Consider the following 23849-nt stretch of genomic DNA (forward strand, 5'->3'; position numbering starts at 1 on the left):
GTACTAAATGTCCAACAGCAAACTCATCCTGTACGCATCTTACCAGACCGGGGAAAATCTTCCCGGGTATGTGCAGTTTGCGCTGAAGCACCTTGCCGAAACCGACTTTACCGTTGTGCTCCTTACAAACAAGCGTCCGCTTTCGGCAGAGACGATGTCGTTTCTGGAAGACAACGGAATCAAGCTCTACCTCACCGAAAATCACGGGTTCGATTTCGGAATGTGGCGCAGGTTCCTCAAGGATCTCGCGAACGGTCGCAACAACACCGCCGACCTGAACGGCATCACCCGCCTGCTGCTCGTCAACGATTCTATCGTCTACTTTCAGAATAACTTTGAAAAATTTATTCGCCATGCCGAAGCGAACAGTGCCGATGCCGTCTCGCTCACGCGAAACGACGAGATTCGCCCGCATCTGCAATCGTTTTTCCTGTACTTAAAGCAAGAGGCCCTGGGCGCCTTCTACCTGCATCTTTTGGAAACTCCAGAACAGGAAACCTTCTACGATGTGGTACACCGGCTAGAAATCGGAATGGCAAACGTTTTCGACGAGGCCGAAGTGCGAATGGCCTCCCTTTACAGCACAAGCCAGCGCACCATCTTCGCCTACCCGGAAATGATTGCGCAGGGTTGCGGCTTTATCAAGCGCAAGCTTTTGCAGCATCGGTTCGATTTCAAGGAAAAGGTACACTTTATCCGCCACGGCGCTTACGACGCACTGAATGCCGATTACCATCAAATTGTTGTTGATGCAGGCCTCGCCCCCGACTTCAAGGAGGAATGGCTTCCCAAGCCCATCGGAGGCGCTACATTCCAAGTTGCCGACAAGCTGTGGCAAAAATCATTCGATAAAATCGGATGGCCCCTGCTCCGCACCGCCATCAAGACAAAGTACAAGTTGCTCGGCAAGGAACTCGAAGGCGACGAGTACAAGTAGCTACCGTTAGGGAATCAACCCCATCCGGTATTTCAGTTTCAACACACGGGCTACCGATCTTTCTAGTCTTTCCAGATTCGCCTTATCCTGTAAGGCAAGCTCCAACAAGTACTTTTTCATTGCTGGAGCCTTAGCCGAATTGGTAATCAAGAAAATATCGTTTCCGGCATCAAAGGCGGCTTTCAGAACCTTCTTGAATTCCGTATCAGGGTAAGACTTGCTTTTCGCAAGTTCAGGGCCGCTAATCCAGCTCAAGAGCGTCGTTCCCCACAGGTGATCCGTCATCACGACGAGATCCTCGTCGAATTCGTGCGCCATATCGACAATTTTCTTTTCGAATACCGCCGGAGCATCGGAAATCTCCCGATAACGGACACTGCTCATCATGATTGCATGAACCTTGTTCGACAAGTCCTTGAACATTTGGATATTCTCGGCAACTCGTTTCTTGGAAGACCTGCTAAACGCCACCTGAACATCGCTGTCCTGTTCGCTGTCATAGCCCGGGAAATGCTTCAGGACGCAAGCCACTCCGCCCTGTTTCATTCCCTCTATAAAGGCCTCCACCCTGAAAACATTGGACAATCCTCCCCAGGAGCGCTTGTAACGTTCCATGAAAGAGACCTTTCCGTCAAACGTCAAGACAGGGTCTATCGCAGGCGCCAAGTTCAAATTGAAACCGGTTTCCTTAAGGGTTACGGCGATATCCCTTGCAATTGGCACAATATGTTCGGGTGGCATGTTTCGCATTTCTTGTGGTCCCGGAGTCTCACGCCACGTTGAATCAAAGCGACCCACACGGCTCACGTTTCCGCCTTCCTGATCGATAGAGACCAGTAGCGGAACCTTTATCCTCGAAGAAATTTTGCCCAAGTTTCTCTTGAACAATTTCATATCGGCAAGATGCGGACCCATCGCAAGAATTCCGCCGAGATTGTTTTCGGCAATCATTTCCGGAGAAGACATGTAGACCATAATCGTCTGACCGATCTTTTCCTCTAGCGTCAGGGAATTCCATAGTGCAAACAATTTCGGGGGCAAGTAGTTCGGATTGTTGTCGAACGAAACAACCGTCCCCATAGGCTCCGTTTTAGGCAAAGTCTCAGACTCTACAGCGGGGGTTCCGCACGCGAACGAAAAAAAAGTACATACCCCCCAAAGGAGTATGTACTTCATATTTGTCAAAATGGCGGGCACCTTTTACTTCACCGCAATCTTAGTCGCCTGTTGCTGCGAGCCTGCACGGACGCGGATCATATAGAGGCCGGACTTCGGAAGGTCAAGCATCAAGGCGTTCGATCCATTGAGAGCCTGAGCCGAAACGGTCGAGACTACGTGACCCTTCATATCCATCAGGTCGACGCGGGTCTTTTCGCCAGCGAGGCCTTCGGACACGTTGAACGAGACTTGCAGACGGTTTCCAAGACGGGTGGTACGCAGGCCATCGATCTTCTTTGTCACCACGGTACGTGCCGTCGGTGCAACGCGCACCGTAGCGGTCTTGACGCTAGACTTCAGGTAAACCGTCAGCGGAACATTTTCCTGCATTTCGGTCGTATTGCCGTCCACCGTTACATACACGCGGTAACCGAATGCCTTGACACCTTCGATACCGGCAAGTTTCAGGTAACCCACGCGGTCGCTCGAAGCGGACAGGGCAACCGTCCATTCCATTTCATCCGAAGATTCCTTGATGGACTTCGCCAAAGTCTTCTTGTTGTCAAGAATAGCGAAGTTCACATGGTCGCCCATGCTAGAAGGCGGCTCTTCGGCACTAAACGGATTGTTGCCCGCACCCAGGATGTTCCAGGCGTCCTGTCTGCCGTTCTTATCGGAAAGTACGGCCTGGAGTGTCCAGCGATCCTTAGTAGAAGCCTTCGCCAAGATGCGCTTTTCGAAGGCAACCGTATCGCCGGCTTCAGGAGCTTCGGATTCCAGAGCCGGTTCTTCGGCATTGAACACAGGAGCAGAAGAAACCATCCAGGTCATCTTCTTAGACACCTTTGCCCATACGGCTTCGTAAGGTTTCAGGTAGTGGACTTCCTCGTAGTCGGACGTCTGTGCGTTATAGCGCCAGAAGGTGACTTCCGACTGTTCGTCGAAGGCCTTGTCCGCATCCGGACGGTTCGAGAACAGGCTTACGTCCCAACCATAGGGGTTCGCCACCAGGTTCCAGCCGGTACTTACGCTATCGAGTTCCCACACGATATCTTCGCGTTCCTCTTCGAGGTCGGTGCGCAGCACCAAGGGACGAGCCTTCAGAGAGCTGTACCAGGCGCCACGTTCCTTGACGATTTCATCGCCCCTGTAGTAGCGCTTGTACTGCCAGAAGTCACCCGTACCCTGTTCGTCCCACCAGTAGAACACCTGGTCGTTATCCCACTTGAGGGCCGACGTATCGACCGCCGCAAGCGAAATCATCTGCCAGCTGTCCTTTGCAACCGAGGCAATCTGCGACTTGATCGAGAAGAATCCGTCGTATTCGTCAGATTCCTTTTCATCGCCAATCGTCACGACCACCCTGTAATCGCCAGGTTTCGTCACATGCAACACCACGTCATCGGCGTATCCCATCGCGACAGAATCGCCAAGCAGGGAGTCGAGAATCACCACATTGGTTGTCGTATCAATCAACTGCACCCTAGCAGAGGCCTTGCGGGTCACTTCGAATTCGCTTGCCTTGAAGCTCATCTGGACCGCATTGCCACTCTGGGCAAACGACTTTTCGACAAGGGTAATCGGAGTCTTGTTGCTCTTGCCAAAGAAGGGCACCAGAACCACATCTTCCATATTGCCCGGCAACTGAGAGCCTTCCGTCAGCTTCGCCACGATCTTTTCGCCACGGAACATCAGGAGAGAATCAAGCATGAAGCTCGAATCCGGAGCGGTACGCAGCGTCCAGTCGAAGCTTACGATGTCTTCCGGCAGGAGCATCGTGCCCCTGTTGTTGAAGTTATGGACAACTTCCTTGCCATCCCTGTTCTCGACGAACATCACCTTATCCTTATCATGTTCGACAGAGATGCGGGTGAAGTAGCCAGCGCAATCTTCCACATTCTGGCTCCAGCGAGCGTAAAGCGGAACCTTCGTCGTTTCATCCAGATTCGGATAGGCGGTATAGATTTCGTTTGCAAGGTTGTCGTTCATGGTCGTGTAGAGCGACTTGCTCTTGGAAGAGACGCTCCAGCCGGCAAGGCAACGGTTTGCGCTATAGACGACAGCCGGAAGAACAGCATGTTCGCTTGCGGTCACATCGTCTTCTGCAACCCAGTCATCACCATAGAACAATTTTTCCTTAGACGTTTCCTTCGAATCGACATTGAACACCAGGTGGAATCCGATGTACTTGGCGATAACGCTGAACGTAACCTTCTTCGGCATTTCGTTAAGCATTCCGACAAAGTCATTCTCGGTCGTATCGGCGCCCGTAGAGGTCTTCCAAATCAAGGGCTTTTCACCCATCAGGAGCCAAGCCGGATCCGATTCGAAGTGAGCGATGACCATCAGTTCGTCGTCCGTGACGGACGGAACCTTCATGCCCTTTTCGCCGACCACATAGGTGAACGTCGAATCACCCACCTTCTGGACAATCGAGAGCGTACCCTGTTTCAGGCTCTTCGACACGATCTGCTTCGTTTCGACCGTAGCGGATTCCCACACGGCATAGAGCACCGGAGTACGAACCTGAGTGAAGTCCATACCGTAGCGTTCCTGAATGTTGGACCAATCCAGGTTGCCACCAAGAGATTCTTCCATCAAGCCCGTTTCAAGCAGTTTTTCATACGCCTTTTCGTAAGCTTCTTCAAAGGCGTCGTCGAACGTGGTAAAGGCCTGTTCGGGATTCGCCTTCTTGTTGAAGCTCCAACCGGCGAGCTTGGCGTCGGCACGGTAGATTCCCGTGGGAAGTTCCTGTCCATAGGCGCTTGCCGTCCACTTGAATTCGCGGAAGTCGCGACCGAAGAACACGTTCTTGCCCTTCGCATTCACGTCGAGAGCGAATTCGATAGCGTCGATCACGTTCATGGCGCGGAGTCTTACGTCGGACTTGAAGTTGAATTCGTCACCCGAGGCAAGGTAGCCCACCGGATTTTCACTATCCAGAGGCAGAACGCTAATGGCGTGGTACCTGGCCTTTTCAGAGCTCTGCTTGAATTCGACCGTAAAGAGGAGGTCACTTTCGGCAGGAACCTCAAGCGTACGGCTTCCGTCAATCACATACTCGTTGGAGCCGAATCCGGCGGCGCCGTTTGCGAGCACGAACGAACCTTCGGAAGCCCTGTTCGCCATCGACACCGTGTAAGTCGGCCTATTGTTCACCGTCTTCCACACGGCATAGAGCGTATCCGGCGTATCGAAGGATTCGCGGGATTCGACATGCTTCTTGAACGCGGCGATAAAGGCTTCGTCTACAGAGGCATACACGCCTTCTTCAGCTACACCCGGGAGCGGTCTCAGCGACCAGCCCGCAAGCTTAGCATCGGTGCGGTACACGTTTACAGGAAGAGCCTCGCCGAATTCAACATCGGCAATGTTCCAGTCGCGTACAAAGTCCTTGCCGTAGAACACCGCAGCATCACCTGCGTTCATGGCAAACACAACACCTACGCTCTTGACCGTCACATCGGCATGCAAGACAGTATTTACGTCAAAGCGGTATTCCGTGTTGTCCAGCAGGTAGCCGTAGCTGTCGCCCGATTCATCGAGCAGGCTTGCCGCATACAGGTTGTATCCGCGACCAATGCTGTAAGATACCTTGAGCATCAGGTCAGAGGCCTTGGGCACGTTGATGGTTACCCCAGGTTCAACCACATAGCTATTGTAAGCGTCGCTCACCGTAAACACGGCTTCTTCAGTGGCATTATCAGACGAAAGTGTCACGTAAGCCGGAGCGCAGGTTTCATCTGCTTCAGGAGTCGTCCATACGGCGTAGAGTTTCTTCGGCTTTACGTCGAGAGCCTTGTAAGCCACGATAAAGTCCGTATCGAGCTTAGTGAACACATTCTCTTCAGAGGCGGTCGACTCGAAGGCGTAACCGACCAGGCACTTATCCGTCTGGTAAATCGAGGTCGGGAATTCACGAGCAAGTTCTTCGTCGCCAAGGTCATACGTTTTCTTAGCAAACCAGTTCGTGCCGTAGAACACGGTATCGGCCGATTCTGCGTTCACATCGAAGGCGAACTTGTAGACATCGGCAGCCATATTCACGCTCACGACAGTAGATGCCGTAAATTCATACACACCACCATTCGCAACGGAATCCTTCAGCACCACACCCATGGCATCGGTCCAGCTGAGTTTCAGCGGTTTGCCGCTTGCAACGGTGTACTGGTAGTCAGCCACGAAGCTCATGCTGAATTCGAGGTTTTCAACAGCGGGGATTTCAAGACCCGTCGAACCGATTTCATACGAGCCACCGAAACCAGATACCGACTGCGAGAGCGTAAGGACACCCACATTCGTACCAGCCGAGGTAACCGTGTAGGTTCCGGTTTCGTCGTCTGCGGTCCACACGGCATACAAGGTGTCGAGCGTTTCGGATTCTTCGCGGCTTGCCGCAAACTCCTTATACGCACTCACGAAGTCGTTGTCGTAGGCGGTGTAAGCAACGGTTGCATCCCTGGTGAATGCAAAGCCCGCAAGCTTCTTACCCGTGCGGTAGATCTTCGTCGGGAAAGCATCACCGTAGCTAGCCACGGTCCAGTTCAGTCCTTCGAAATCGTTCGAGAAGAACACGTTTGCACCATTTGCATTCAAGTCGTAGGCAAATTCGACGACAGAGAAGTCCGTTTCAGCCTTCAGTCTCACGCTTTCGCCAAAGCCGTACTTAGCACCGTCTTCGAGCTGTTCGAGCATAATGTCGTCAACACCGTTCGAGGCAAGCACCTCGATAGCGTTATTGTAGCTATAGGCTCCGTTCGCTTCGAAGTGAACCGCAAACTTGAGGTCTTCGCCCGCAGGAACCGTGAAGGAGCCATCCAGTTCATACACAGCCTTGATATCGCCCACGGCGTTCGTCAAGACGAACTTGCCTTCTTCGGCAGTGTTTTCGACGGTCACCGTGTAATTTTCACGATCACCCGAACATTCATCCCACACGGCGTAAAGCGTCATGGGCGAGCTGAATTCACCTTCCTTGAAGGCCTTCATAAAGTCATCATCCAATTCGCGGTAAGCCGTCGTAGCGTTTTCAGCGTCAAAGGCAAAGCCCGCGAGGCACTTGTCGGTGCGGTACAGCGACATCGGGAACTGACGGGTTTCGGCAGAGGCCATGTCGTAGGTATTTTCGGCGACCCAATTTTCACCGTAGAACACCGTAGCGTCACCCGAGTTCGTATTGAAGGCAAACTCGTAGACATCGCCAGAGACATTCGCCTTGACAAACACATCGCCTGTCATGCTGAAGGTGCCGCCGTTTGTGATCGTACCCACAATGGACTGCTCGTCATCGGAATCCAGAAGAATGAGCGGCTTCGTCACCGAGGCAAGCGTATGTTCCAGATTTACAACGAAATAGGCGTTGAATTCAAGATCGCTTTCGGCAGGAACCTTGAGTCCGTCTTCACCGATTGCATACCCGAGAGAATCTCCGAGCACCCACTGGGCAACCGTCAGGTCGCCGGCATCAAGACTCTTCGATGCAATCGTGTAAGTGGCGCGTTCAGGTTCGGTCTTCCACACAGCGTAAAGCTTTGTCGGAGCCGTTTCCTGATCGGCGTAGGCCGCCATGAAGTCCTTATCGAACTTCGTGAACACACCTTCTTCGGAATCGTCATCGAGTGCCGCAAAGGCCCAGCCCGCAAGCACGGCGCCAGTGCGGTAGATCCCTGCAGTCGGGAGCGCGGCATCGTCTCTGTAGCCGGCATCAGATTTCCAGGTTCCCGTATAATCCTTGCCGTAGAACACGTCATTTGCGTTCACGTCGAGAGCGAATTCCACAGACTTCGGCGTTACAGCGGCATAGAGTTCGGCATTGCGCGTAAAGGTAGCGACATCGCCATTACCAATCGTTTCGGTCGTCTTGCCCATTGTGATGGTAATATCCTTATCGCTGTAATCTTCGTAGGCGCTACCGGCAGTAAATGCAACACTGAATTCGAGATCCACATCGGGCACCTTCAGAGAGCTGAGAGCGTTCACCGCAAAGGTGTTACCCGCATTCGTCAGGGTGTACACGCCTTCGATATCGGCGTTACCCGAAGCAATCGTCACGTAATCCTGTTCGCAATCATACCACACGGCATAGAGCTTCATCGGCTTCGTTTCCAGAGCCTTGTAGGCTTCGGCAAAGTATTCCGAAGAAGCAATGGAGTTTCTAGCCTCGTCAGGATCCGTTTCCGTCGGCGAAATGGCATAGCCAGCAAGGCACTTGTCATCCGAGCGGTAAATCGAATGCGGGAAGCTGAAGTCTTCGTCTTCGTTGGACAGGTCGTAAGTCTTGGAGTCAAACCACCCTGTTCCGTAGAACACCGTAGCGTTGCCCGCGTTCACGTCGAAGGCGAATTCATAGATTTCGGCAGAAGCATCCACTGCGATGACAATCTTACCGGCAGTCACAAGTTCGTCCGTAACCGTGAAGGTTCCGCCGTTTTCAACAGAGGCAACCACATTGCCAAGGCCATCCATGAACTTGATGGGCTGTTCGTCGGCAATGGCGTAGCCATCCTTGAGTTCGAAATTCACCGCAAATTCGAGGTTTTCTACGGCAGGAATTTCAAGACCGGATTCATCGACAGTGTAAATCTCGTCTTGTCCGGCGACAGACAATTCAAGAGTCAGCTCACCCGCATCGAGGTTCGTAGCGGTCACCAGGTAGGTTTCCGGAGCAACCGCATCCGACCACACCGCGTAAAGTTTCTGACTATGACGGTTGATGTTTTCACCATTTTCGGCGTAGAACGCCGCATAAGCTTCTACGAAATCATCGTCATAAGCGGTAAAGCCTTCGGTTGCCGTTGCAGTAAGTGCCCAGCCCACCAGTTTCATGTCGGTGCGGTAAATCTTTGCAGGCAAGGCCGCATCGCGTTCTGCGGCAGTCCATTCGAAGTCGTTCGGGAAGAACAGCTTCACGCCGCTAGCAACGTTCAGGTCGTAGTCGAATTCAGGATAGGTCAGCAGGGCCTTCATCTTCGTATTCTGCGTAAAGGTGTAGGCACCGTGGTCGTAGTTCAGGTCAGAACCATCTGCAGCAGAGAAGAGCTTTTCGCCTTCATAGCCAAAGGCTTCGTTCACGCGGAATTCCCAGGTGAACTTCACGTCTTCGGCAGCCGGAATCGAGAGCGGATGATCCTTATCCAGCGTGTATTCGACAGAGTTGTCGCCCGCAGCGTTTGTTAAGGTGAACGAACCTTCCACCACCGGGTTCATGACAGACACGACATAAACTTCGGGTTCCGTTTCGCATTCACCCCACACGGCGTAGACCGTTACAGGAGATTCGTAATTTCCGTTCCTGAACGCCGCCAAGAAATCGGTATTGATTTCCCTATAAGTGACCGTCGGGTTTTCAGCTTCGAAAGCGAAACCATCCAGGCACTTGTCGGTGCGGTACAGCGAAGTCGGGAAAGCAATCTCGGATGCGGACATGTCGTAGCGGATACTAGTTATCCAGGCCTCGCCATAGAACACGGCTGCATCACCGGCGTTAGCGTCAAAGACCACTTCGTATTCACCCGAGGAGGTGTTCGCCTTAATCGTGGTGTTATCCTGGATTTCGAACACACCGCCATTTGCAATGGACTTCGAAGGCGTTTCAGAACCATCCAGGTAGAGATCGAGCGGCTTTGTAAGCGCAGCGAGCGAATAGCCCTCATTCGCCACAAAGTAGGCCTTGAATTCAAGTCCACTTTCGGCAGGAACCGTGAGGCCATTTTCGGAAACCGCATAGCCGATGGAATCTTCGCCGACAATCTGAGAAACCACAAGGCTACCTTCGTCGAGGCTTCCCGAGGCAATCGTGTAAGTGGCGCGTTCAGTTTCTGTCTTCCACACGGCATACAGCGTTGCCAGAGCCGTTTCCTGTTCGGCGTAAGCGGCTGCGTAGGCCGCCATGAAGTCCTTGTCGAACTTCGTGAACATGCCTTCTTCGGAATTGTCGGCGAGTGCCGTAAAGGCCCAACCGGCAAGGACTGCGTCGGTACGGTAGAGTCCTTCGGTCGGAAGCGGAGCTTCGCCATCGAAGTCGACATTCTTGGAACTCCAGGAGCCCGTATAATCCTTACCGTAGAAGACGTTTGCACTACCCGCATTTGCATCGAGGGCAATTACCACGGTCTTCGGCGTTACAGAAGCGCTCAACTGAGCATCAACCGTAAACAGGTAATGATCGTCATTGCCAAAATAGGCCGTTTTGCTACCCATCTTGACACCGATGATTCCGGAATCATAATCCTTATAGAGGTCACCCGAAACGAATGCCACCCTGAAGCTCAGATCTTCGGCAACAGGTACCGTCACAGGGGCATCCGCAGAAACCACGTAGTCGTTTTTCGCATCCGTTAAGGTGAAATTACCTTCGGCAGCCGTATTGGCCGAGGCAACCGTCACACTCGTCTGGTCGCAATCTTCAGTCGTCCACACGGCGTAGAGGTTCTTTGTCGGAGAACTCAGGCTCTTGTAGGCGTTCACGAAGTCCTGTCCGACTTCCGTGAAGACTGCGTCCGGATTTTTCTTCTTGAACGCAAAGCCCGCAAGGCACTTACCGTTCTGGTAAATGGAGGTCGGGAACGCACGGGATTCTTCGACACCCATGTCGTAAGTCTTCTTTGCAAACCATTCACTTCCGTAGAACACCGTATCGGTAGAGGCGGCATTCACGTTGAACACCAGTTCGTACTTGTCGGCATCCAGGGCCACAGCCACGTAGCTCTTGCCCTTGAATTCGAACTGGCCGCCATTGGCGATAGATTCTTCTTCCGTATTGCCCAGGTCATCGACAATCCATGTAATGGTAATCGGCGTACCGGTGGCAACCGTATGTTCAAAGTCGCTCGTAAAGAGGACGGAGTATTCGAGGTTTCCGTTCACCGGAATTTCAATGCCTCCGACCGGATCAACCTCATAGGTCTGCGTAACGCCAGCCACCGACTGCGAGAGCGTAAGGACACCCGCATTGAGCGTACTCAAGACAACATTGTACGTTTCGATCGGCTGTTCAGATTCAGCCCACACCGCATACAGCGTGTCCATTTCTTCCGGAGTTTCGCGACCGGCGCTGAATTCTTCGTACGCGGCAACGAATTCATTGTCGTAGGCAGTGTAGCCAACCGTTGCATCCCTGGTGAATGCCCAGCCCGCAAACACCTTGTCGGTACGGGTCATCTTTGCAGGGAACGCATCACCGTAGGCAGTCACATTCCAGTCAAGACCTTCGAAATCGCTTGCCAGGAACACGTTTGCATTGCCCGCGTTCAGGTCGTAAGCGAATTCGACAACACCGAACGTCGTCAGGGCTTCAAGCGTTGCGCTCTGCGTAAAGCGGTAGGCGTCGCCCTCTTCGATTTCGTCAAGCGTCACAGGAACATCACCGCTCAGGTCAACGACATTGATATTTCCCGTATAGGCGAACGCATTGTTTGCGTTAAACGATACGTAGAACTTCAGGTCAGATGCAGCCGGAACCGTGAGAGAATGTTCCCTGTCCAGCTTATATTCCTTCGAAATTCCGTCCACTTCGTTCAACAAGGTGAACGCACCTTCGTCCAGAGTATTCTTCACATTCACGGTGTAAACTTCAGGAGTCGTTTCGCATTCACTCCATACGGCGTAAAGCGTCGCCGGAGAAGGAATGCCACTTTCCTTGAAGGTCATGAGGAACTCATCCGAAATTTCGTTGTAAGTCACCGTCGGGTTTTCAGCTTCGAAAGCGAAACCGTTCAAGCACTTATCGGTGCGGTAGGCCGAGGTCGGGAAAGCCTTCGTTTCATCGGTCGAAAGCATCGATTCATTCCAGCTCGAACCGTAGAACACCGTTTCTTCGCCTGCATTCACGTTAAACACGAATTCGTAGCAGTCCGCGGCGGTGTTCGCTTCGATAGCAATATCGCCCGTTACCGTAAACACGCCACCGTTTGCAATCTTCGCAGAAGCCGTTTCTTCGCCATCCACATAAAGATTAATCGGCGTACTGATAGATGCAAGCGAATGATCCGCATCCGCCTTGAAATAGGCCTTGAATTCAAGGTCCGCATTCAAAGGCACCTCTACACCATTGGCACCGACAGAGTAGCCGATAGAATCTTCGCCGACAAACTGGGCAACAACGAAGTCGCCTTCATCGAGGCTCTTCGAGGTAATCGTCGCCGTTTCGATTTCCGTTTCAGGTTCAATCCATACGGCATAAAGCGTTGTCGGAGCAGTTTCCCCTTCGGCAGAAGCTTCGGCGTAGGCCGCCATGAAGTCATTGTCGAACTTCGTAAAGCCGACCGTTGCCGTTTCGGTAAAGGCCCAGCCTGCAAATTCCGCATCGGTACGGTAAATGCTTGACGGGAAGGCATCGTCATATTCAGCGGTCGTAGAAGTCCAGTTGCTCTGGTAGCTCGCACCGTAGAACACATTTGCATCACCTGCATTCGTGTTCAGGGCAAATTCAACAGCCTTCGATTCTACATCGGCCTTCAGGATGGCTTCGTAGGTCGGGTCAGAGAACTTAAAGGCTTCGCCGTTCACGAACTTCGTGGTCGTCTTGCCGATAACCACCGCAATATCCTTATCGCCATAGTCGCCAAAGGCGCTTTGAGCGGTAAAGGTCACGTTGAAATCGAGATCCTCTGCAACCGGAACCGTGATGGCGGTTTCTTCGGATACCGTAAAGGTGTTGTCGGCATTCGTCAAGGTGAACACGCCCTGGTCACCAGAATTGCCCGACTTCACCGTCACATTGACCGGGCTGCAGGTTTCGTCCGTTTCAGGCGTTGTCCAAATAGCGTAAAGCTTCTTGGGCTTAGAGGCACGGCTCTTGTAGTCGGCCACGAAAGCGGCGTCAATGCCCGTGTAGGTCGTGGTTCCCGTCGACTTGAAGGCATAACCTGCAAGGCACTTTCCGGTCTGGTAGATCGAAGTCGGGAAGAGGTTCGCCTCGTCAGCCATGCTGAACGTCTTTTGGCCAACCCAGTTCGAACCGTAGAACACGGTATCGTCGGTTGCGGTATTTACGACAAAAGTAAACGTGTAAGAATCCACCGTGGTCGCTACGTCTACATAAATCGTAGCACCAGGAGCACCAAATGTTTCATCAAAGGTAATCGTACCTTCGTTTGCGTAGGTGCCAAGTACATTGCCCTGCACCGACAACAGGCTAATGGGTTCTTCGCCATCGAATGTGTGCGCCGTATCGATCGCGAAGTTCGCCGTCAACTGGAGGCCTTCAACGGCCGGAACCAGGAGAGAGCCGCCTTCGATCGTCGAGACCACCGTCGAATCGCCAATCGTCTGGCTAAACGTAAGCGTACCCGCCTTGCTTTCCTGCATCGCATTAGAAACCTGAAGCGTATAGACACCGACCTGGCCTGCGCGAGACCATACCGCATGGAGCGTATCGGGAGCAGCACCTTCATGAGCGGCCTGGTAAGCCATGTAGGCGGCGGCAAAGCTGTCGTCGTAGCGCAACTTGGCAGCATCGTCCTTTTCGCCATCGAACTTCCAACCCACGAGGTTGTAACCCGCACGGTAGAGGTTCTTCGGCAGAACAGCGTCATAAGCCACATTTTCGGAGCTCCAGTTCCAGCTGAAGTCAGGACCGTAGAACACGCCCTCGGCATTGGCGTCAAGAGCAAAGTTCGCCTGCAACAGGAGCGGAGCCTTGATTTCCATATTCGAGGTAACGGTAAAGGGCACAGCCAAGGTTGCCCATTCCGCTTCGGCATCGGCGCGGGAGCTGTAATCTCTTTCCGTATCGAGAATCAGGCTAGAGCCTTCATTCGGTTCAAAACTGACTTCGCTGAAGGTTACATCATCGTTCGTCGAAGAGATGGCAATGCCCGCGGCACCCACGGTATATTCACGCACGATTTCCGTTTCACCCTTCGCAAATTTCTGCTTCAGCGTGAGGACACCCTGATCGGCATCGCTTGCGGTCACAGTGTAGACGTCGTCGCAATCTTCCCAGTACGGGTAGAGCGTCACGGGGTTTTCAAGTCCAAGTTCAGCATACTTGAGCATGAACTCATCGCTCAGTTCCGTATAGGCACCGTCCGTGTTGTCACCGGCGGCAAAGGTGTAACCTGTCAGGCACTTCCCGTTACGGTAGAGAGCCGTCGGGAACTTCTTGTTTTCACTCGTGGCACTGTAGCCGATCTCGACTGTCCAGTTGCCGTTTGCATCTTCGGCAAAGGAAGCTTCGGTAATGAAGTCCGCCCAGGAATCGCCCAGGAACGGCTTGTCTTCGCCTTCGCCCACGTTTTCGGTGAACACCAGTACGTAATCATCGGAGCTCAGGCTGCTGATTTCGAGAACCGCCGTACCTTCGGAGTTTGCCGAATCGCTAAAGTGATACTTGCTTGCATTCGCAAACGTATGGATTCCGTGTTCCAGGTCTTCGGCATTATAGATGACAGAAATCTGAGCACCCGTCGCAAGGGTATGCCCTGCCGCAGGCACGAACGAGACCGTGTCATATTCCACCGTGTAGTCATTCGGGAGCGTAAGCGGATGGTCACCATCGAGCGTGTACGCATACACCACGTCATCCACTTTCTGGACCATTCGGAACGACCCCTGAGAGGCCGGGACTTCGGTCGTGAGCGTATAGTTCGAAGGTTCGCAACTTTCATCCCACATGGCATACAGCGGATAGTAGTCGCGGTTTTCCTCTTCGCCAGCGTCAGTGATGAACATTCCATTTTTCGGAACAATATCGTTCAACACATGAATTGCATCATCTAAGCCGCTATAAGGCCCATTACCCATACTAGCGACAAGATCCCAGCCTTCAAAGCAGGCTTCCGTACGGCGCAGACGAGAAGGGAAGTACTTGTCGTTACTGGAAACGGTCAAAGTCATTTTCTTGGTCCAGTCCGTACCATAGAACACCGAAGCATCCCCGGCATTGACATCGAGCACAAACAGGTAATCCTTCTCTGTGACATTCGTCGAGAATGTGTAAATAGGCGACGGAATATCGACAGAAGTCAGGTGCCATACGCCACCATTTTCGTCATCGGGTTCAACCTCCACAGTTTCAGAGGCAGGGTCGGAGCCTTCTGCCAACGGAAGCTCATACTGGTATTTGAGACTAAACTTAGCATCCTCTGCATAGCGGTAGCCCGTTTTCGGAGTACTCTTGACAGGATCAACGTAAACATCGAAAGCCTCGCCTTCAAGTGCCAAGCCGTAATCATTCGAAACTTCATGGAACAAGGTGTCGCCACCAAACAGCTGGTACAACACGAGTTTAACCTTCTTCGTTTCATTTTCTACGGTCCAGAACTTGCGATTTTCGGGGCAATTATCTCCCCAGATGGCATACAGTTTCGTGGGGTTGTCCGGGTTCGTGCTGAACTCGGTAAAGTTACCCGCATTAAAGGTCGTGTAAGCACTATTATCTGCAGTATAATTTGCAGCAGCCGTCGTAGACCAGCCCTGGAAGCAGGTACCCACCTGGAACGGTTTCCAGAAGGCAACCGTATCGGTGTTGCTTGTAAGTTCAAGCGATTCCGCAGTCGTCGCTTCCGGTGGCAGATAAGTGTTCGCAGAATCGTCAGCCGAAGTAAGCGACAAATCGTAAGACACATAAATCGGGGCAAGCTTCGAGAACTTGACATTCCATGCCAAGGGCCTCATCAGGTTCACGAAAGAGCTGTCTTCTACAACGATGGTTTCATGGTTACCATCTACATTCTTTTCGTAGGTAATGGCATTCTTACTGTCGAAGGTGTAACCTTCGCCAGGTTCAGCCACGACGCGCACTTTAAAGCCCACCGTTGTCCACGAACCATTGGAAGCATAACGGTGAATTGCAGGAACCTGCATGTAATTTTCATCTTCGCTATTCTCAAAGGAGTGCTTGATTACCGCCTGTTCCGGGTCACCCTCAGCTACAGGGGTCACATCCAGCACCTGTTCAAAGTGGATAGAACCTTTACCTTCGACCGTCAAGGTCTGCTTCAAAGACGAGAAGGAGTCGCAAACCGCCTGGCTTTCGTCCGGAATAAGAATGTTCTTGAGTTCGACATCTTCGGCACTGGCCATTGTCTTCATGTAGACCAATTCATTGACAATACCCTTATTTTCATGATCTTCAGAGTCTTCGACCTTCCAATCCACACGGCAGCCTCTCCATTTATCCAACGACTCATCGAACTTAGACATATAGAGCAGAGGCACCTTGGAGTTAATGGTTTCAGCAGTCGTATTCAACAACGTGTCAAACCAGTCGATCACATAAGAATCTTCCGCAGTTATGTACTGGTTCGCAACGAACGCTTTCGTATTTTCCGGAATGGTATAGCGGACATTGTAATGCAACGGACGATACCTGACAGCCATATCACAGGTATAGCGGAACATTTTAGACGGCTGCAATTTCAAAGTCTGTTTTTCGGGATTATAGCCCCAACCATCCTCTTCTTCAAGTCCATCTGGCAACAAATTAGATCCATCCAATTCCATTTCATAGCCAGGATCCGGTTCAAAAGACACATCAAAGGTCAAGGTGTCATCGACAACGTCATCCGGGAATAACAATGCATGGGCCTCCATACCATCGGCGCTTGTAAGCCAGGATTTCTGTTTGAACGTCAAACCGTTCCAAGTTTGCGACAACACGACACTTCCATGGAATTCGTCACTATAGCCTTCATCCGACCACAAATTGATATACATATAGTATGCGTTAACAGCATATTCAACATCCGCAACAGGTAACGGATAAACAGTCATCGCAGTTGCAGCGGGATCTTCCTCAAGGAGATTTCCGAGAAGTTCCGAGTCGAACTCGGGCCTCTGCGACGTATTTACAAACTTTGAACACCATTCATTATATTCTTCATAATCATCGAAATCGGACTCTTGCTTGACCGCATTGGCCCAGAAAGCATAATTGAAATTTTTGTACCAATTATCGTCTGCTCGCACATACAGATTCGGGAATTCTGTAGCAGTACCCACGTTCATGTGCAACTGTCCATTTTCGTCAAGCCTGTCATACCAGCTCTTGCCCAGTACCACGACGCTATCCTGAAGAGAACGGATATCAAAAGTCACGGTGTAGTCAACATAAGTTAAATCTACAGGAACAAGCTTAGCGCTCGTCCGCGCAGTATGAGTTATCATGTGAAGTTTCTTATTCGTTCCATCGTACACGGCAACATCTTCGCTCGTATTTTCCAACTTTATAGAACTGAGTTCATACCCAGGATTCGCCTTGTAATCGACATCTAGAGTTATACTCTTATAGTCTTCCACCCAGGGGAATTCGACGGCCCCATCAAAAGTATGCGACAAGGTGATCGGTTCACCATTAAGCGTAAACGTCTGCGAAAGCGTTACCGTCATCGGATGGTCATATTCGCCACAGCCCTCCATACCCTCGGGGCAGCCCGCCTGGATTGAATTGACACCACTATACCATACATCTCCATATTTTGGAATATCCCATACAGGATACAATTTAATGACATTGTCTTTTATCGTTATATCACCATTATCGGCGGCAGTCAGAGCGGCAACGAGCAAGTCACCAGAGAGGTGAGTAAAGAGTTCACCGCCACTACTCGTAGCGCAGCCGTTACCACCATCGACTACGCAATAAGCTTTATCTTTATTGAAGGTCCAACCGGCAATAACACGGGAAAATTTGTTATTAGGTTCCTCAAACGAGGCCGCATATAGCACCGGCAACCTTTGTTGCATACCGCCAAAGGTGTAAGATTCAAAGCTATTAAGGTCTTCATCGGCAATGTAAAGTGCATACTTATAAGCATGATCGGCATTAGGCACTTGAATTTTGTCCCAATTTTCGGTTTCAAATGCAACCGAGTAGGCGCTAGCGTCCATCAGGTCAACAAAGAAATTCACATTATTTCCGTTCGTCGTAAGAGTTCCGTTTTCATACGGAATCATCAGCGAACCTGCTTCTTGAACGCTCTTCCGATAATACGAATTACTCGTCGTCGTAAATCCGTCTTCAGAAATGGCATGGATTTCAAAGGTAAACGGAACAATTGACGTTTCGCCCGTCGCAGAGGTTACTGTAACCTTCGGGATTTCAATCGAGAAAATCTTAGCGTTTTCATCATTATTGTCTATAACAGGATGCATCGTATGCTTAATCGTATCGGCATGATCCGCAGCCACGAACTGCCAGAGTTCCATACCCGTCAGGTGCTCCGCATTAAGGCCTGCGCGACCCGTCACCGTAAAGGTTTCGGTCGGAACTTCTGTACACAGGTTCGCATCATCTTCCGGAGTGAAATAGGTCGACACAAGTTCCGTACGCTCAGAGAATGTCTCGGCAGCGGCATCGTTGAACTCCCTAAAGATCGAAGTCGTTCCATCGGTTTCCGTCTTTAACCAGCCGATACATCCATTCATCGCGTAGAATGCGGGCATCTGCTTGTCTGAACTTGCGACTGTATATGTCAGGGAATCTTTCCAGTTGCTCCCCACATAGCTATCCGCGACAAAGAATTCAACGGGGTCGTCACCCGATTTCGGAACGTTATCCCCTATCGGGCGGGCAAAGATTACCTTATAATTGACGTAATCGAAGTGGATTGCGAAAAGGAGTCCATCAAGCATCGCCGGGTTCACAACGAGAGTCGTGTCTTCGCCTTCAATGTTAAAGCCAAGCGTCACACCAGTCTCGCCAGTAGGATCAATGCCATGATTTACGTTAACATTTTCTTCATATTCGATCATAGAAATCGCATAACCCGCTTGCGGAATTGCAGAAACGGTAAACGACAACGTGTCATCCACAAGGGGCAATACCGTTGATATATACGTCAACTTATCATCTGCATCATAGGTCGAATCCATCTTGTGTACGATTGTAAGTGCATCACTCAGTTTTTGCTTCAGGACAAGTGCTCCGGTGACATGTTCAGGGTGGAGCGTCGTAGAATGCGCTCCTGTAGGAGTAACACCTTCATATTCAATTGATAGTGTTGAAGGTGAAAAACTACAAGAGTCCTGCGTATTCCAATAAGGATAAGCGGTAATATCGAATTCACCTTCGGCAAGATTTGCATTAGCCAAGAATGATCCATTTATCCTTTGGGCATATTCTCGTTCATGGTAATACCAATCACCCGCAAAAGGCATTTGCGCACCCTCTGTTGGCCACCAAATAGGCATCGTCGGGCATCTCATCGTATAAACCTTCGGGAAATAAGGACCTTCAACGGTATATTTTCCCGAAGTCTTCCAATTGCGCCCCACAAAGATAAACGAGTTGTCGGTTTCCGAACTAGGCAATGCAAAATTGAAGGTCACATTGTAATTAATCAGCTCGTAGTCGGGAGCAATAATCAAGGTATCCTTAATTTCATTTGTATTGCGACTTGCGGCGACCGACCTTGCGGTCCTTACATTCGAAAGGACAACCTTGTCATTTACGCCAAGATGGGGATAATTTTCTTTGTCTTCGCCACCAATCGTCCACGAAACCGTAGCACATTCACCCATCGTTTCCAAAAGGGCATCCACCTCACCGAAGTTCTTTTCCGTCACAACAAAGTTCTGCTTCGGGTGTGTAGTGCAATTGGTCTCATTATAGGCATCGTACTTATAGGTTGCCGTATAGGTGCCCAACGTCTTATAGCCCGTTTTTTTCTCATAGTCATAAGCCTGAATCTTTTCGGCAAAAAGAATATTTTCATCCATGCCTGCAGCACTGGAATAGTGAATGTAGGCTTCTCCACCATCGGCATCTTCGCCATACAATTTATAGAGATAAGACGAAGCCGACTGCGGGTGCATCACGATTTCAGGGAATTTATCTCCAAGCTCCCTCGACTTATACTTTATGATTACCCGGCTCACATCTTCATAACTTTCATCGGACATGATTTTTTGCGCAATATCTGCAAAAGACCAGATAGTACCATCGGACATGCCGCCATATTCATCCACGGAAAGCCACGCTCCCGGAGCGGCACCAGGTTTCTGGAGTTCGACCGTGTAGCTCAATCCCGTAGCCCACGGCTCCGTTTCTGGCCCCGTGAGACTCACTACATTCGGAATCAGCAGGAACTCGGTCGCATCATTTGTAAATTCATCCACCTTGGGAGACAGGAACAGAAGAGCCCTGTCTGTCACATCTTCAAAAGCATCACAGACATTAGAAACGCAATACTGGTAAACGACTTCGTATGTCGCAGGAAGCACAAGACGCCACTGCTTATTGGACGAAATCGGTTCGTCCAGCGAAACCGTGCGGCCCTGATTATCCACTAGCATCACGACATCAAAATTGTCGTCAACATCATCAATCAAGCTTTCAACGTTGCCCTTGAAATCATCACTTAAATTTCCCGTAGAATCGGTATAGCCCACCATTGCCGAAGCGTAGTTTTCCGAACCATCAGAGAAGTTCGCTACGTAAGTGTAGACACCGAGACTATTTTTCTGCATTTCGGTTAAATTCGCAGATTCCTGCACAGGAATCGTCACCATACGGTTCGGTCGCAGAGAACCTTCCACAAACACAGGCAGGCCTTTATTTCTGTAATCTGACCTGTACCACACACCGTAATCATCTACAGCAGCTTCAAATGCAGGCGAAACCGGGCTAGTATTCAACAAGGCCGCGAACTTATCCGACTTCATATCGGCTTCTCTTGCGACACCGTTCCTATTAAAGAGGCAAGACCCTTCATAACAAGAAAACGAGAAGAAATCCATATACGGCACGGTTTCACCGGATGTATAATACTGATAGAGATTCATGGCATTGGCCGTCATTCCCGTATAGGCATTACGCACGTTACCGAAAATGTAGCTAGAGCCACTCGTCCACACATCATTATCATAGGCAGTATTATTCACGGTTGCCACACCAAGCACAACCGCATCGGAACCGAAGTGATAGTTGTTAAATACATAGTCGTCGTCAAAGGCGTAACTTATTTTACCAATAATGTAGCCCGCCGTCGTTCCCGAAATCTCACCCACAGAGTAGGTGTTCTTAATGGTAACAGTCGTGCCGTTAGTAACCGCAGAACCCACAAGGCCACCCACCACAGCCGATGTTCCAGAGCCGGTTACATCACCATCGTAATATGATTTCTTAATTTCGAGAGCTCCGCCAGAATACCCTACAAAGCCACCGACATTTTCCGAGCCGGTGACATCCGAATTATTAACCTTGACGTTAGAAATCGTTATACCACCAGCAGCGTTACCGGCAATAACACCGACATTCTGCCCAGAAGCACCTTCTATGTGCACATTCAGCAAGGCAATATTTTCTATCGTAACCGCCTGGGTATTGGCATAGACTAGGCCCGTCTGACGCGCCTTGTTTTTCTGGCAAAGGCCATCGATGGCATAGCCGTTACCATCTACGCTTACATCGGTAAAGGGTTCAAACTGCATAGCGCACTTACCGTCCTTGTAGCCGCCAAAGCGCAAGGTATCGGCAAGTTTCACGGAGTAACCGGAGTAGTTTTGTTCCAAATAATCCACAAGGCCATACTGGCAGTTGTAATATTGATGAGTCATAGGATCCTTATCACAGACCAACCACTCATGCATCGTACCGCGGTACCAGTACTTAAAGTCAGTCTCCGATGTCGGATTCGCAGAAACGCCCTGCGAAATCACGCACACACGATTTTCGCATTCCATGTGGAAATACGTTCCATTATTCAAGGCGCCATCGCTATCAAACGTTGCGATTTTCGGATTTGCAAAACGCGGCGTCACCGTAACCTTGCCATACGGCATGGTAAAGGAGTATTTATTCTGATTTACGGCATCTCTACTCAAGCTTATCGAACGGCCCTTTTCATCGACGACATTGAGTTCTATAAGGGCATAATCTTCGTCAGGAATAGCCGTCAAAGAGACCGTTTCTCCATAGGTCGCCTCCGAGATACCTTCAATGGAACCACCAGAAACAGTCGCAACATCAACATCGTGCGGAACAGAAGCATCTACAAGAGTCACCGTAAAATCAACATTTCCATTGCCCCATTCATAGCCAACATTACTTATAGTCACCACATTACTTGTGCTATAGAGATCTTCGACATTTCTACTGCTAGTACCGACGCTCAAGAATCTAGCAGATTCTAGCTGTTCATTCCCATTATAGAGATCCAGATAAATAGAAGTCGCCGAGCCGTCAAACTTCATTATTTTTCCTTCGGGAGCGGTCAGCACGGTAACGCCATTAGCAGCCTTGGAACCATATCCATCAGCGCCGCCATCGTCATAAAGCTTGAACGATTCCACTCCTTCGGGGATTGTAATATTTTGCGGATCCACTGTCGTTGTCGGCAAATTATGGTATAGACCGGCACTAGCCTTAAAGACGCTGGTATATACAGGCGTAATCGTCACATCTGAGTACGGCATCGAAAAAGAAGCCTCCGTCATAAAAGAAGACTGCATATTCACCTTTACCTGACCATCTTCGGCAACAACGTCAACTCCTATGGGCAGATACCCTTCATCTGGATCCAGAACCAAGGAAATATTCGTAGAAATAGCTGCTTCCGTAATACCACCAACCACGGCCACACTGCCACCCGTAGTCCCATCCGAAACAGCAATTTCATGAGAAACGGATGTTTGAGCAACGGTGACATCCAAATCAAGGTCATTGTCCCCATTGTGGAAGTAAATAGTCATTTTATTGCCGGAACTGACATGAGTACCAATATCGCGTCCATCAGCGCTAGTATTCATATCAACTAATTTATCGGCTTCATTATCTTCGCCATCGTAAATGGTCAGGTAGCCAATCAAATTTTGCAGCTGAACAACCGAACCCTTAACCTGGAAAACACATCCTTCCGGTGCGGTTAATTTAAGGTATCCGCTACTGTTATAAGAGGAACCTCCGTCTCCAGTTGAATATCCGCCATCGTCATAAACCTTGAACGACTGTACTCCTGCAGGAATCGAAGCCGACAGGGTTCCTGTTGCAGGCACATTGATAGAAAGACCACCCGTCGCAGTCCAATTATCCTTGGATATATAAGAAGGAACGACTCTCACATTTGAAAGAGGCATTTTAAAAGTCGGCGTAACATCGGATGCATACCACCTATCCCCATTTACCTTCACAGGAACATCATTCGCACCCAAGACACTGATTCCGTCAAGCATATAATCCGTCGCAAGAGTCGGAGTCAAGGAAATTACCGTCCCATATGTTGCAGTCGTCTTAGAGGCAGTCAAAGATCCGCCCGTCTTTTGAGTAATGCTCACAGAATACGTCACAGAAGCATCAATCAATTCCACGGTCAAGTCAAATCCATCGGATACGGTAGTACCATCTGAATGAAAGTAAATCGTCACGGATTTGCCACTAGGAGCAACGGGACCAACATCCTTCGTTCCACTAACGGCGTCCACCAATATATCGCCCGATGTTGTAGTTCCATCATAGATGGTCAGCTTATCCCAGCCAGCCTCCGTTTTTATAGAACCCGTAATCTTGGGGACCCTATTATTTGGAACCGTTATCGTAAGAGCTCCGTTAAAGTTCGAAGTATACGAACCCGAGCTTCCACCATTATCATAAACATTGAACTTGGTCACGGTTGAAGACGTGAGATCCAAGATGTTGTCGGTGCCCGAAGGCATATTGATGTAATATCCGCTAGAGGCAGTACCACTCAGGGAAACTGCCGCAGACCAGGCAGCCGTTGTAGAAAACAGAATTGCAAGTGCAACAAAGAAAAACGCTTTTGTTTTCGTTTTCATATATGTTTACCAAAATAAGTTTACGTACAAAATCTAGAAA

General features: G+C 50.3%; 3 protein-coding genes. 1 reads left to right on the forward strand and 2 read right to left on the reverse strand.

The window, feature by feature from the left end; all coding sequences use genetic code 11:
• Nucleotides 1–7: 7 nt before the first annotated feature.
• Nucleotides 8–937 (forward strand): hypothetical protein, encoded by a 930-nt coding sequence (locus Q0W37_RS01415; RefSeq protein WP_297698055.1) that lies wholly within the window; start codon nt 8–10, stop codon nt 935–937.
• 6 nt (nt 938–943) lie between these two features.
• Here Q0W37_RS01415 and Q0W37_RS01420 read toward each other — a convergent pair whose 3' ends face one another.
• Complete coding sequence (locus tag Q0W37_RS01420; protein WP_297698057.1) at nt 944–2017, reverse strand: glycoside hydrolase family 3 N-terminal domain-containing protein; 1074 nt, start codon at nt 2015–2017, stop codon at nt 944–946.
• A 120-nt stretch (nt 2018–2137) separates the two neighbouring features.
• Nucleotides 2138–23809, reverse strand: a complete 21672-nt coding sequence (locus Q0W37_RS01425) for a T9SS type A sorting domain-containing protein (protein WP_297698059.1) — start codon at nt 23807–23809, stop codon at nt 2138–2140.
• Nucleotides 23810–23849 lie beyond the last annotated feature (40 nt).

The organism is uncultured Fibrobacter sp. (assembly GCF_947166265.1).
Taxonomy (GTDB): Bacteria; Fibrobacterota; Fibrobacteria; order Fibrobacterales; family Fibrobacteraceae; genus Fibrobacter.

Excerpts from the sequence above, each read along its gene's own strand:
- Q0W37_RS01415 (WP_297698055.1), top strand. The coding sequence starts at position 8 with ATGTCCAACAGCAAACTCATCCTGTACGCATCTTACCAGACCGGGGAA.
- Q0W37_RS01420 (WP_297698057.1), bottom strand. The coding sequence starts at position 2,017 with ATGGGGACGGTTGTTTCGTTCGACAACAATCCGAACTACTTGCCCCCG.
- Q0W37_RS01425 (WP_297698059.1), bottom strand. The coding sequence starts at position 23,809 with ATGAAAACGAAAACAAAAGCGTTTTTCTTTGTTGCACTTGCAATTCTG.